Annotated in this window: 8 protein-coding genes; 7 read left to right on the top strand and 1 reads right to left on the bottom strand. The window is 70.1% G+C overall.

The genetic code is table 11. From position 1 onward, the window contains the following. Positions 1–131 precede the first annotated feature (131 nt). From nadA to nadC, 3 genes are read left to right on the top strand one after another with little or no spacing between them, the layout of a single operon-like run. Complete coding sequence (gene nadA / locus L2U69_RS02510) at positions 132–1160, top strand: quinolinate synthase NadA (protein ID WP_456243232.1); 1029 nt, start codon at positions 132–134, stop codon at positions 1158–1160. 29 nt (positions 1161–1189) lie between these two features. Continuing rightward, on the top strand, positions 1190–2818 hold the full coding sequence (locus L2U69_RS02505) for an L-aspartate oxidase (RefSeq protein ID WP_236104769.1): 1629 nt from the start codon (positions 1190–1192) through the stop codon (positions 2816–2818). Between the two features lie 20 nt (positions 2819–2838). Continuing rightward, positions 2839–3699 carry a carboxylating nicotinate-nucleotide diphosphorylase gene (gene nadC, locus L2U69_RS02500; protein WP_236104768.1) on the top strand — a complete coding sequence of 287 codons (861 nt, stop codon included), beginning with the start codon at positions 2839–2841 and terminating at the stop codon, positions 3697–3699. Positions 3700–3703: 4 nt separating this feature from the next. Here nadC and L2U69_RS02495 read toward each other — a convergent pair whose 3' ends face one another. After that, complete coding sequence (locus tag L2U69_RS02495; protein ID WP_236104767.1) at positions 3704–6910, bottom strand: DUF3971 domain-containing protein; 3207 nt, start codon at positions 6908–6910, stop codon at positions 3704–3706. A 142-nt stretch (positions 6911–7052) separates the two neighbouring features. Here L2U69_RS02495 and L2U69_RS02490 point away from each other — a divergent pair, with 142 nt between their 5' ends. The 4 genes from L2U69_RS02490 (at position 7053) to L2U69_RS02475 (ending at position 12359) form a co-directional block, all read left to right on the top strand. Next, positions 7053–10028 carry a bifunctional [glutamine synthetase] adenylyltransferase/[glutamine synthetase]-adenylyl-L-tyrosine phosphorylase gene (locus L2U69_RS02490; RefSeq protein WP_236104766.1) on the top strand — a complete coding sequence of 992 codons (2976 nt, stop codon included), beginning with the start codon at positions 7053–7055 and terminating at the stop codon, positions 10026–10028. 2 nt (positions 10029–10030) lie between these two features. After that, positions 10031–10501 (top strand): peroxiredoxin, encoded by a 471-nt coding sequence (locus L2U69_RS02485; protein ID WP_236104765.1) that lies wholly within the window; start codon positions 10031–10033, stop codon positions 10499–10501. 240 nt (positions 10502–10741) lie between these two features. Beyond that, positions 10742–11953, top strand: coding sequence for a M23 family metallopeptidase (locus L2U69_RS19220; protein WP_236104764.1), 1212 nt, complete (start codon positions 10742–10744; stop codon positions 11951–11953). Further along, positions 11892–12359: a bactofilin family protein gene (locus tag L2U69_RS02475; protein WP_236104763.1), complete on the top strand. Its 468-nt coding sequence runs from the start codon at positions 11892–11894 to the stop codon at positions 12357–12359. The genes L2U69_RS19220 and L2U69_RS02475 overlap by 62 nt, the downstream gene beginning before the upstream one ends. The last annotated feature ends 49 nt before the right edge of the window (positions 12360–12408 follow it).

Raw genomic sequence — 12408 nt, 5'->3', positions numbered from 1 at the left:
CCATCCCACAAGACGACATTTTCTTGACAGGCTTGATTATGCTCGATATGAGCATATCTAGAATATGCTCAAGTTGAGCATTAAACGCCTCTGCGCCCCCGACAAGAGCGCCCCCTCCGACGAGGAACGCCATGAACATGAATGCTCAGGCCGAATTCGCCACCGCCCTGCCCTTCACCCCCGAAGTGGCCGCCGCGACCGCCGGCATCTGGTCCAAGATGGAACGGGTCCTGCCGGAGGACGAGTGGCGCCAGCACGCCCCCTTCATCGCGCGCATCAACCGCCTGAAGAAGGAAAAGAACGCGGTCATCCTGGCCCACAATTACCAGACGCCCGAGATCTTCCACGGCGTCGCCGACATCGTCGGCGACAGCCTGGCGCTCGCCAAGCGCGCCGCCGAGACGGACGCGGATGTGATCGTCATGGCCGGCGTCCACTTCATGGCCGAGACGGCGAAGCTGCTGAACCCCGAGAAGATCGTGCTGATGCCCGACATGGGCGCCGGCTGCTCGCTCGCGGAATCCATCACGGCCGCCGACATCCGCCTGCTGCGCGAAACCTATCCGGATGCGCCGGTGGTCACCTATGTCAACACCTCGGCCGAGGTGAAGGCGGAAAGCGACATCTGCTGCACCTCGGGCAATGCGGTCGAAGTGGTCGAGAGCCTGGGGGCGGAGCGCGTGCTGTGCCTGCCGGACGAATATCTGGCCAATTGGATCGCGACCCAGACCAAGGTGAAGATCCTGACCTGGAAGGGCCATTGCGAGGTTCACGAGCGGTTCACGCCCGCCGAGATCCGCCGCTTCCGCCGCGCCTATGACGACCTGATCGTCATCGCCCATCCGGAATGCCCGCCCGAGGTGATCGCGGAAGCCGATTTCGCCGGTTCCACCGCCAAGATGATCGACTATGTCCGCGACGAGAAGCCGCCGCGCGTCCTCATGATCACCGAATGCTCCATGTCGGACAATATCGCCGCCGCCTCGCCGACGACGGAATTCGTCCGCCCCTGCATCATGTGCCCGCACATGAAGAAGATCACCCTGCCCAAGATCCTGCATTCCCTCGAAACCCTGGAACCCCGGGTGGAAGTGGATCCCCAGGTGGCCGATCGCGCCCGCCTGGCGGTCGAACGGATGATCGCTGTCGGCCGGCGCTGATCCGGCCCATCGTCTCGGGAGTGCGTGAGATGCGCCAGTTCGATGCGGATATCGTCATCGTCGGCTCCGGCCTCGCCGGCCTGTCGGCGGCCCTGAGCCTCGCGCCCCGGCGCGTGGTGCTGGTCACCAAGACCGCCGGCATCGAGGGCGGCTCCAGCCTGCACGCCCAGGGCGGCATCGCGGCCGCGATCGGTACGGGCGACCGCCCGTCCGATCACGCCCGCGACACCATGGCGGCGGGCGACGGCTTGTGCGATCCCGTCGCCGTCGCGCGCCTGACCGACGGCGGCCCCCAGGCCATCGCCGTGCTGCGCGACCTGGGCGTGCCCTTCGACGTCGACCCCGCCACCGGCGACCTGCTGCTGGGGCGCGAGGGTGCCCATTCCTGCGCCCGCGTCGCCCATGCCGACGGCGACCGCACGGGCCGTGCCGTCGTGACCGCGCTGGCCGCGCGGGTCCGTGCCACGCCCTCGATCACGGTCATGGCCGAGACCATCGCCACCGACCTGCTGGTCGACGGCGGCCATGTCGCCGGCCTCGCGGTCCAGGACGCCGAAGGTGCCATGGTGATCCGCTGCCGCCGGGTCATGCTGGCGACCGGCGGTCTGGGCGGGCTCTGGGCCCATACCACCAATCCGCCGGAGGCGACGGGCGACGGCCTGGCCCTGGCCGCCCGCGCCGGCGCCACCCTGGTCGATCTGGAATTCATGCAGTTCCACCCGACCGCCCTGCTGGCGGATGGTCAGGAACCCCTGCCCCTGCTGACCGAGGCGCTGCGCGGCGCCGGCGCCCGCCTGCTGGCCGCCGACGCCAAGACCCCGCTGCTGGCCGGCAAGCATCCCCAGGGCGATCTCGCCCCGCGCGACGTCGTGGCCCGTGCCATCGACGCCGAAATCCGCGCCAACGGCCGCGTCTATCTCGACCTTCGCCCCGCGCTCGCCGGTGACGGCGCCGCCCATTTCCCGCAGGCGATCGAAACCTGCCGCGCCGCCGGCCTCGATCCCTTCGCCGATCCCGTGCCGGTTACCCCGGCGGCCCATTACCACATGGGCGGCGTGATGGTGGACGGCGAAGGCCGCAGTACCCTGCCCGGCCTCTATGCCTGCGGCGAGGTTTCGGGCACCGGCGTTCACGGCGCCAACCGTCTCGCCTCCAATTCCCTGCTCGAAGCCTGCGTCGCCGGCCGGCGTACCGCGCTTGCCATGCTGGTCGACGGTGCGGGCGTCGCCCGCACCCTGCCGCCGGTCGCCGAAGCGCCCTCGATCGCGCCCGCCGTCGCGACCCCGCTCCGCGCCCGCTTGCGCCGCCAGATGATGGCGGACGTCGGCATGCTGCGCGACGAGGCGGGCCTGCGCCGCGCCCTCGAAGGGCTCGACGGGCTGGCGCGCGAGATCGACGCCGCGGCGCGCGCGTCCACGGACGGCGGTGACCTGACCGCCATCCGGGCCGCCGTCGAGCTGCGCAATCTGGTCACCGTGGGCCGGCTGGTCGCCCTGCTGGCGCTGTCGCGCACCGAAAGCCGGGGCGCGCATGCCCGCATCGACCATCCGGCGGCCGATCCCCTGTGGCTGCGCCGCCAGACCGTGACCCTCGACGCGACGGGCGCTCATCTCGACACCATCGGCCTGTCGGCGGTCAGCCGCCTCGCCGCCGAATGACCTCTTCCGGATCCAGTCTCATGCTCGACGTCAGCCCGCCGCCGTTCCTCGTCTATGAATCGCTGCTGAAGGCAGCCCTGGCCGAGGATCTGGGCCTTGCCGGCGACCTCACTTCGGAAGTGACCGTGCCGGCGACGGCGCGGGCCCGGACCGAAGTTCGCTTCCGTCACGACGGCCGCGTCGCCGGCCTGCCCATGGCCGTCGAGACCTTCCGCCTGGTCTCGCCCGAGATCGCGGTCGAGGTGCGCCTGCCGGATGGATCGGACGCCAAGGCGGGTGACGTCGTCGCCGTCGTCGAGGGCCCGGCCCGCGCCGTCCTGACCGGGGAGCGCGTCGCCCTCAACATCCTGCAGCGCCTGTCGGGCATCGCCACGGTGACGCGCGGCGCCGCCGAGGCCGCCGCCCGCCATGGTGCCCGCGTCGCCTGCACCAGAAAGACCACGCCGGGCCTTCGCGCGATCGAGAAATATGCCGTCCGCGTCGGCGGCGGCATCAATCACCGCTTCGGCCTCGACGACGGCATCCTGGTGAAGGACAACCACATCGCCGCCGCCGGCGGGCTGGACGCCGTGCTCGACCGGCTTAAGAGCGGAAGGGTCGGCCATATGGTGAAGGTCCAGGTGGAGGTCGACAGCCTCGACCAGCTCGCGGTCCTGATGAAACGCCCGGTCGATGCCGTGCTCCTCGACAACATGGGCCCGGAGGTGCTGCGCCAGGCGGTCGCCATGGTCGGCGGGCGCATGATCACCGAAGCCTCGGGCGGTATCCGGCCCGAGATGGTCGCGGATTATGCCGCCAGCGGCGTCGACATGCTGTCGCTCGGCTGGCTGACCCATTCGGCCCCGTCCCTCGACATCGGCCTCGACTTCAGCTTCGCCTGAACGCCTATTTCTGGGGAACGTCGATCACCGGCGGCGCGTCGGCGTCCGCCGCGCTGTCGGTGCCGTCGATGGCCGAGACGATGTCGCGCAGGATGCCGGGCGCCAGCGCCGACAGCGGGTTGACCGTGACCGACGGATCCTCCACCGCGCCGACGACATTGTAGTTGAAGGCGAACAGCCCGCCGCCGTCACCGCCGGTCAGGATGTCGCCGACCAGCGGGATGGAGCCGAGGAAACGGTTGATGCCATAGGACGGCACGATGGTGCCGCCGACGCTGACCGACCGGCCCCAGGTGTCGTAAGTCCCGGCCAGCGTCATGCCGATCGAATTGCCGTAGGCCCGCGCCTTGTCGATGCGCAGCACGTCGCTGTCCATGCGGACGTCGGCGCGCAGCGCCTCGAAACTGATGCCTTCGCCGCCGATCGTCTCGGCGATGCCGGTGAGCGAGCCGAGGGTCAGGATCTTGGCGAGCACCGGCGCCCGCACGATCTCGAAATTCTTCACTTCGAGACTGCCGGTCAGAGGCCGGTTGGGCCTGGTGTCGTCGATGGCGCCGGTGAAGCGGAGATCGCCGCCCAGGAAGTCGGAATAGAGGCCCAGGGCGCGGGCGATGGCGCCGAAATCGCCCGCGGCGACATCGAGGGTGCGCCGCCCCTGCCCCGGGATCAGACGGAAATGCAGCGGTGCCCGCGTCGGCCCCAGCGCGCCCCTGGCGGTGATGCTGCGCCAGAGGCCGGCACCGTGATCGCCCGTCGCCTCCAGCGCGGTGATCGATGTGCCTTCGTCCAGGATCACGCGGTCCAGCGCCAACTCGAAATCGAAGTCCGGCATGCGGTCCGGCGCGCTCGGGTCCGGGCGCTCGGATTCCGGCAGGCGCTCGGGCGCGTCCAGCGCCAGATAGGGCGACAGGTCCAGGGTCTTGCCCCGCATGCTCAACTGATAGCGCTGGCCGACCGCCGTCCGCGCCATGTTCAGGGAGAATTCGTTCCGGCCGAAACGCACCCGGCTGACCACGAGATTCAGGGGAATGCCGGCGGACGACAGGGTGGCGGCGCCGACCAGGTCGAGATCCGGCGCCTTGGCCCGTAGATTCTCGACCCGGATCATGTCCTTGCCCGGCGCGACCCGGAAGGAGACGTCGCCCGGCACCCCGGCCGGCTTGGCGTAGCCTGCCTCGGGCAGCGCGATCGCCGCCCTGGTCAGATCGATCATGCCTTCGATGGCGGCGATCTTCTGGCCCCGCCCTTCCAGAGTCACCCGACCCATCACCGGGCCGGTCAGACGCGTGCCGGCATCGAAGCCGAGCTTGTGGCGCAGATCCTCGTCGAAGGTGCCGGTCGCCGAAAGCCGCGTGGTGATGCCGTCCGCGCCGGGACGGAAACTCTCCCGCCAGTCGAGGTCGAGCGGTGCCCCGGCGAGCTGGGCGCGCCCCGTGCCTTCCGCATGGGTCTGATCGACCTTGATGGCGACCGTGCCCGCCGTCAGATCGAGCGGACCGACGACGCCGGCGATGCCGAGGCCGTCGATCCTGCTGGTGGTATCGAACTTCAGATTGTCGAGATCGAGATCGGCGACCAGGGGCAGGACGAAGCGCGCCGTCGTCTCGTGAACGCCGGAGAGTGCCGCCGGCGTCATGCCGATCTTGTCGGCATAGCCGAGGGGCTTCCGGTTCATCAGCGCCATGGCGGCACGGACGGGGCCGGTCGCGGTGAAGGAGATGTCGGCATATTGGTCCGGCGCGTTGAATTCGGTCACCTTGGCCGCCCCGGCCGTGAGGGTGACCACACCGTCCTCGCCCATGTCGACCCGGCCGCCATCGATCGCCATGGTGAGGTCGTCGGCGGTGACATGGCCCTTCACGCTCATGTCCGCGACCGGCGGCAGGCCGTCGATATAGGTGGTGGCCGCGCCCTTGACCCGGAAATCGCCCGACAGCAGGTCCGCCGGCGTCTCTTCGGCGTCAAGGCCGCCGGGCGGCAGCTTCACGGTGAAGACGCCGCCGGTCAGCGCGCCGCCGCGCACGTTCTGCATCACCCAGCGCCGGCCGTTGACCGACATGGCGACGGGCCAGACCGTGCCCAGATCGTCGATCGGCGCATTGGGCAGGCGCACCTCCATGTCGAGACCGAGGCCCTCGGGCCCGAGGCTGGCGCTGCCCGCCGCCTCCAGGCGAAAGTCGCCGCGCGTCACCTCCAGCGCGTCCAGGGTGACGAGTGCCGCCGGCCCGTCGTAGCGCCCGGCCAGGCGGATCGAATCGAGGGTCAGGCCTTCGGGAAAGAGTTGCGGCAGGTCGAGGCCGCCTTCCCCGGCATCCAGCATAAAGCCGACCGTGGCGATTTCGCCGTCGCCCCCGACCGTGGCTTCGAGCTTGCCGGACAGCGGCATGACGATGCCGGCCGCCGGGCCGAGCGTGGCGCCGCCGGCATCGAACAGGGCCGGCACCAGGCCGGCGAATTCGACGTCGAGGGAAAGGCCGCCCCCGTCGCCCGCCGCCATGCGCCCCAGGGCACGGATCGCCACCGTCTCGCCGGCGCTGGCGAGATCCGCCCGCACGGCGATCTCGACGGCGCCATCCGCGTCCCGGCGGACTTCGGCATTGGCATCGCCGGCGATCCAGCGCCGGGCCGTCACCTCGTCCTCGACGACGACGCGGGCGCGCTCCAGGGACAGACGCTCCAGCCAGCGCAGCGCCGGGGCATTGCCGGGCCCGCGCCGCAGCAGGTCCATGACCGGGCGCAGCGGCGCCACGTCGGCCGCCGGTTCGTCTATCGGCAGCGGCGTCGCCGCCATGCCGCCGCCGAAGCCCATCCGCACCGCGCCGTCCGGGGTACGGTGGATGCGCAATTCCGCGTCCGGCACGGCCACGCCGGTCGGCGCCAGCGTGCCTTCCAGCAGGGCACGGGCGGAGAGATTGATGTCGGCCTTGGGCAGGCGGGCCACCAGGGCGTCGTTCCTGTCCCGCAACTCGAGGCCGACGACCTGCAGCGCGATGTCGTTGTCGATACCGTTCCAGGCCAGGACGGTGTCGCCCACCGAGAGCGTCAGCCCGTCGGGATTGCCGGCGAAACCGTCCTCCACCATCGGCGACAGAAAGCCGAGGGAAATCGGCCCCATGGCAAGGCGCAGCGCGATGCCGACGGCGGCGATCAGAAAGGCGGTCAGAAAGGCGCCGAAGACGTGGGCGGCAACACGGGACGCGCGGCGAACCAATTCCCAATCCCCGTGACGGATGACGGCCCCATGACGGATGCCGGTGAAAACGAAGGCGGTGAAAACGATGGCACCGCCGCTTGACGCGCATGGCCCAAGACAGCAGCGTGTTCGACCCTAGCACGTTAGAGGTTTAGCGAGCGTGAATTACGGACTGCCCGCCCGACCGCCCTGCGCCCCGCCCCCGGGCGACGCCGCGGCGGACCGCCCGGTCGATGATTTCGCCGCGACAGGCGCCGTCCCCGACCTCGGCGGACATCCCGGACTCCAAGCGGTTCTGCGCCTCTTCGGCGCCTACAGCCCCTATCTGACGGGGATCGTGCGGCGCGATCCCGAAGCCCTGGCGATCCTGGCGGACGGCGGCGCCGACGCCCTGCTGGCGCGGGTGCGGGACGATATGTCGCCCGCCCTGACCGCCCCCCTCGACATCGAATCGCTGATGCGCCATCTGCGCCGGGCCAAGGCCCGGTTGGCCCTGGCGGCGGCCCATGGCGATCTGGTCGAGGGCTGGCCGGTGATGCGCACCACGATTGCGCTGTCCGACTTCGCCGAACGGGCCCTTTCGGCCGCGGCCGCCCATGCCCTGCGCCTCGGCGCCCGGCTGGGCGAACTGACCCTCGCCCATGACGACGATCCGGAGCGGGAATCGGGCCTCGTCATCCTCGGCATGGGCAAGCTGGGCGCGGGCGAGTTGAATTATTCGTCCGACATCGACCTCATCGTCTTCTACGACAGCGAGGTCGCGCGCCCCACCCAGAAGCGCGGGCCGACGGAAACCTATGTCCGCGTCACCAAGACAATGGTGAAGATCCTGCAGGAGCGCACGAAGGACGGCTACGTCTTCCGCGTCGATCTGGCGCTCCGCCCCGATCCCGGCGCCATGCCGGTGGCGATCTCGACCGACGCCGCCGAGATCTACTACCAGAGCCTCGGCCAGAACTGGGAACGTTCGGCCATGATCAAGGCGAAGCCGGTCGCGGGCGACAAGGCGGCCGGCCATGCCTTCCTCGCCGGTATCCGCCCCTTCGTCTGGCGCCGCCATCTCGACTTCGCCGCCGTCCGCGACATCCAGCGCATGAAGGAGCGGATCCGCGACCACCACGGCCACGGCGAAATCGCGGTCGAGGGCCAGGACGTGAAACTCGGCCCCGGCGGCATCCGCGAGGTCGAATTCTTCGTCCAGATCCAGCAGCTCATCTCCGGCGGGCGCGAGCCGGCACTGCGCCAGGCCGGCACACTCGCCATGCTCGACCGGCTGCGCGAGATGGAGCGCCTGACGGCGGAGGATCACGATGTCCTGGTCGCCGGCTACTGCTTCCTGCGCCACCTCGAACACCGCCTGCAGATGGTGGACGACGCCCAGACCCACAGCATGCCGACCGACGCCGCCGGCATCGCCCGCATCGGGCGTTTCATGGGCTATGACGACGTGGCGGATTTCCGCGCCGCCCTGCTTGGCCATCTCGCGGCGATCGAGAGCCGTTTCGGCGCCCTCTTCGCCGGCGATGCCGATGCCGCCCGCGACGCCGAGGAAGCGGTTCTGCCGCCGGGGGAAGAGGCCCTGGCCGCCCATCTCGCCGACCTCGGCTTTCGCGAACCGGTGAAGGCCGCCGGCCTCGTCCACGGCTGGCGCGTCGGGCGCTATCGCTGCTTCCGCCACGAACGGGCGCGGGCGCTGGCCGACGGCCTGACGCCGGTCATCGTCGAGGCGCTGGCAAAATCGGCCGAGCCCGATCTCGCGCTGCTGCGCTTCGATCAGTTCCTGTCGCGCCAGCCCGCCGGGGTCCAGCTCTTCTCCCTGCTCGACGCCAATCGCGCCCTCCTCGACCTCCTGGCCGAAATCATGGGCGCGGCGCCCTATCTGGCCGACGTGCTGTCGCGCCGGCCCGGCCTGCTCGATTCCGTCGCCGCCGGCGAGGCGCTGCGGCCCCTGACCGACGCGGCGGCGGATCTCCGCCGCGATTTCGATACCGCACTCTGCGATGTCCTCGATTACCAGGACCTGCTGGACTCCGTGCGCCGCTGGACCGCCGACAAGCGCTTCGCCGTCGGCATCCAGTTGCTGCGCGGCCTGACCAATCAGGACGAGGCCGGCGCCGCCCTCTCCCTGGTCGCCGATCTTGTGATCGAGCGCCTCGTCGCCGCCACGGCCCTCCAGTTCGCCGCGGCCCATGGCGTCGTGCCGGGCGGCAGTTTCGCCGTCGTCGGCTTCGGCAAGCTGGGCGGGCGGGAGATGACCCTGACCTCGGACCTCGACCTCGTCTTCCTGTGCCATGTGCCGGCCGGCACCCAGGGATCGGACGGCCCGAAGCCGCTGTCGCCCGGGATCTATTACACGCGCCTCGGCCAGCGCCTGATCTCGGCCCTCTCGGCCCTGACCGCCGAAGGCAGCCTCTACGAGGTCGACGTCGCGCTACGCCCGGCCGGCAGCCACGGCCCGCTGGTCGCCGGTCTCTCCGCCTTCGCGCAATATTACGAGGGCGAGGCCTGGACCTGGGAACACCTGGCCCTCAGCCGGGCCCGCCTGATCGCCGCCACCAGTGCGGATTTCGCCGCCGAGGCGGAGAGCATGATCGACGGCCTGAAGCGCCGCCGCCGCGATCCCGAGCGGCTGCGCCTCGACATGGCAGCGATGCGCGGGCGGATGGAAAAGGACCGGCCGGCGCGCGGGCGATGGGACCTGAAGCTGCGTCCGGGCGGCCTGATCGACATCGAATTCATCGTCCAGACCCTGTTCCTGGCGGCCGCGCCCGACCTCGGACCCGCCCCCCTGCCGACGGCGACGGCGGCGATGATCGAACTCCTGGCCGCGCAGGGCCTGCTGGCGCTCGGCGAGCGCGACCTGTTGCGCCGCGCCCTCGCCCTGCAGGCGGGCCTGTCCGCCGTGCTGCGCCTGACGGCGGGCGACGGCTCCGACGTCGACGGCGCGCCGGCGCCCTTGCAGGCGCTTCTGGTCCGTCACGCCCAGGTCGCCGATTTCGCGGCCCTGGAAGCGGCGCTGGACGACCTGCAGGCGCGCACCCGGGCCTGTTTCATTGCCCTGGTCGGCGATCCCGACGCCGCCTATGTTCCGAACAGCGGCGCCGGCACCGGCGGCCTTCGACCGATGGAGAATTGATCATGAGCACAGGTCCCGTCGCGGGCGACATGGCGCCCGACTTCACCCTGCCGACCGGCGGCGGCGGCGAGGTCTCCCTGGCCGGACTGTCGGGCCGGAAGGTCGTCCTCTATTTCTACCCGAAGGACGACACGCCGGGCTGCACCACCGAGGCGAAGGATTTCACCGCGATGGCCGCCGACTTCGAGGCCGCCGGCACCACCGTCGTCGGCGTCTCGCGCGACAGTATCGCCGCCCATGACAAGTTCACCCGGAAACACGAGCTGTCGGTGGTGCTCGGCGCCGACACCGACGGCACGGTGACCGAGGCTTACGGCGTCTGGGTCGAGAAGATGAATTACGGCAAGACCTACATGGGCATCGAGCGCGCGACTTTCCTGATCGATGCCACGGGTCGCATCGCCCGGGTGTGGCGCAAGGTGAAGGTGAAGGGTCATGCCGAAGCCGTGCTGGAGGCGGCCCGCGCCCTCTGAATCCAGGCGAATCCGGCCTGTTTTAGCGTCAGAAATCCCGCATTCGTTGACATCCGCGACGTAATCTGTTGCCTATGTCCCCTCGTGCAGAAGGGGCAGGTACAGACGTCGATGTCGAACGACGCCAGGATTCCGAAGACGCTTCCCTCACGCACCGGTTGGTTCGCGCCGCGTGACATCGCCGTCCGCGATCCCTGGGGCGTCAGATGGGTCAGGGTTTCGCGCGGGGCGCAGGTCTCCGTGCTCGCGGTCGGACTCGCAGCCTTCGGCTGGTTCGTCCATGCCTCCTATCGCACCCTCGCCGAACAGGACATTATCGCCGCGCGCGACGCCACCATCGCGCGCCTCGAGACCCGCAACGACGCGCAGTCGGATGAAGTGGAACGCCTAGAGCGCACCATCGCCGCCCTGCAGGACGAGCGTGACCGCGCCATTCTCGCCCGCAATTCGCTCGACAAGGAATTGACCCGCCGGGTGCGGGAACGCGACGAGGCCCTGGCCGCCGCGTCCCGCCTCCAGACCATCGTCGAGAACAGCGAGGAGAGCCGCATCGCCACCTCGGACGTCGCGATGACGCTGGAGAACGAATTGGCGACCAGCTACCTCAAGCGCTGGCGCGTCGAGGAAAGCCTGCAGGTCGCGGAAGACCGCATCGCCGCCCTCGAGGAACAGGGCGGGCTGCTGCGCGACAGGGCGGCGTCGAGCGACCGTCAGGCGACGGTGCTCAAGGACAGGATCGCCACGCTCGAACTCATCCAGGGCGAGCTCGTGGCCCGTCTTGCCCCGGTCACCAACAATCAGCTCGCGCGGCTCGAAGGCCACCTCGGCGCCATCGGCATCGACATCGAACGTCTCGTCAGCGGGGACGACGCGGAAGTCGGCGGGCCCTTCATCGCGCTCACCGACAACGAACGTCCGACGATCGTCGACGCGCGCCTGACCGCGCTCGCCACCGGCATCCAGCGCCTCGACGCGCTGCGCGCCGCCCTGCCGGTCATGCCCCTGGCGGAGCCGGTCGACGAGGTCGACATCAGCTCGCGCTTCGGCAATCGCCGCGACCCGATCAACGGCCGCCTGGCCTTCCACGCCGGCACCGATTTCCGGGGCCCCGTCGGCACGCCGGTCCATGTCACCGCGCCGGGCGAAGTGATCCGCGCCGGCTGGGCCGGCGCCTATGGCCGCATGGTACGCGTGCGCCACGCCTTCGGCATCGAAACCACCTATGCCCATCTCAGCCGCGTGTCGGTGAAGGTGGGCGACAAGGTCGAGGTCGGCGATACCGTCGGCAAGCTCGGCAATTCGGGCCGCTCCACCGGTCCGCATCTCCACTACGAGGTACGGTTCGACGACGTGCCCCGTGACCCCCTCCGCTTCATCGAGGCAGGCCGCCATGTTCAAGAAGAGCGAGAGCAGCAAGCAGCAGTCGAAGCCAAGCCGGAACCGGCGCCCTGACGCGGTGCAGCGGCCTTCCGTCCTGGCGGAGAATCTGACGATCGAAGGCAATCTCGCGTCCAGCGGAGACCTTCAGGTCGACGGCACGGTCAAGGGCGACATCGCCTGCCGGACCCTGACGCTGGGCGAGGACGGCACGGTGAAGGGCGAAGTGAAGGCCGAGACGGTTCACGTCCGTGGCCGGATCGACGGCCGGATCGTCGCCGCCGTGGTCGAACTGGCCGCCACGGCGGTGATCACCGGCGACATCCTGCACGACACCCTGGGCGTCGAATCCGGTGCCCGCATCGACGGCCACTTGAAGCCGCGCTCGGCCCCCAAGGACCAGTCGGCCGAGCCGAAGACGGAAGCGGCCAAGCCGCCTGAGGGCGCGAAACCCGCCCTCGTCGTCACCGGCAATCCCTGAAACAGAAAAAGGCGCCGCTCACGGGCGGCGCCTTCTTTCCGACGGTCCC

Source organism: Zavarzinia marina (assembly GCF_021568905.1).
Classification (GTDB): Bacteria; Pseudomonadota; Alphaproteobacteria; order Zavarziniales; family Zavarziniaceae; genus Zavarzinia; species Zavarzinia marina.
The sequence above is the reverse complement of the archived record's forward strand: the minus strand, read 5'-3'. Positions and strand labels throughout refer to the sequence as shown.

Bases quoted from the DNA above. Each gene is read 5' to 3' on its own strand.
- L2U69_RS02475 (WP_236104763.1), top strand. From the start codon at position 11,892: ATGTTCAAGAAGAGCGAGAGCAGCAAGCAGCAGTCGAAGCCAAGCCGG.
- nadA (WP_456243232.1), top strand. From the start codon at position 132: ATGAACATGAATGCTCAGGCCGAATTCGCCACCGCCCTGCCCTTCACC.
- L2U69_RS02505 (WP_236104769.1), top strand. From the start codon at position 1,190: ATGCGCCAGTTCGATGCGGATATCGTCATCGTCGGCTCCGGCCTCGCC.
- L2U69_RS02485 (WP_236104765.1), top strand. From the start codon at position 10,031: ATGAGCACAGGTCCCGTCGCGGGCGACATGGCGCCCGACTTCACCCTG.
- nadC (WP_236104768.1), top strand. From the start codon at position 2,839: ATGCTCGACGTCAGCCCGCCGCCGTTCCTCGTCTATGAATCGCTGCTG.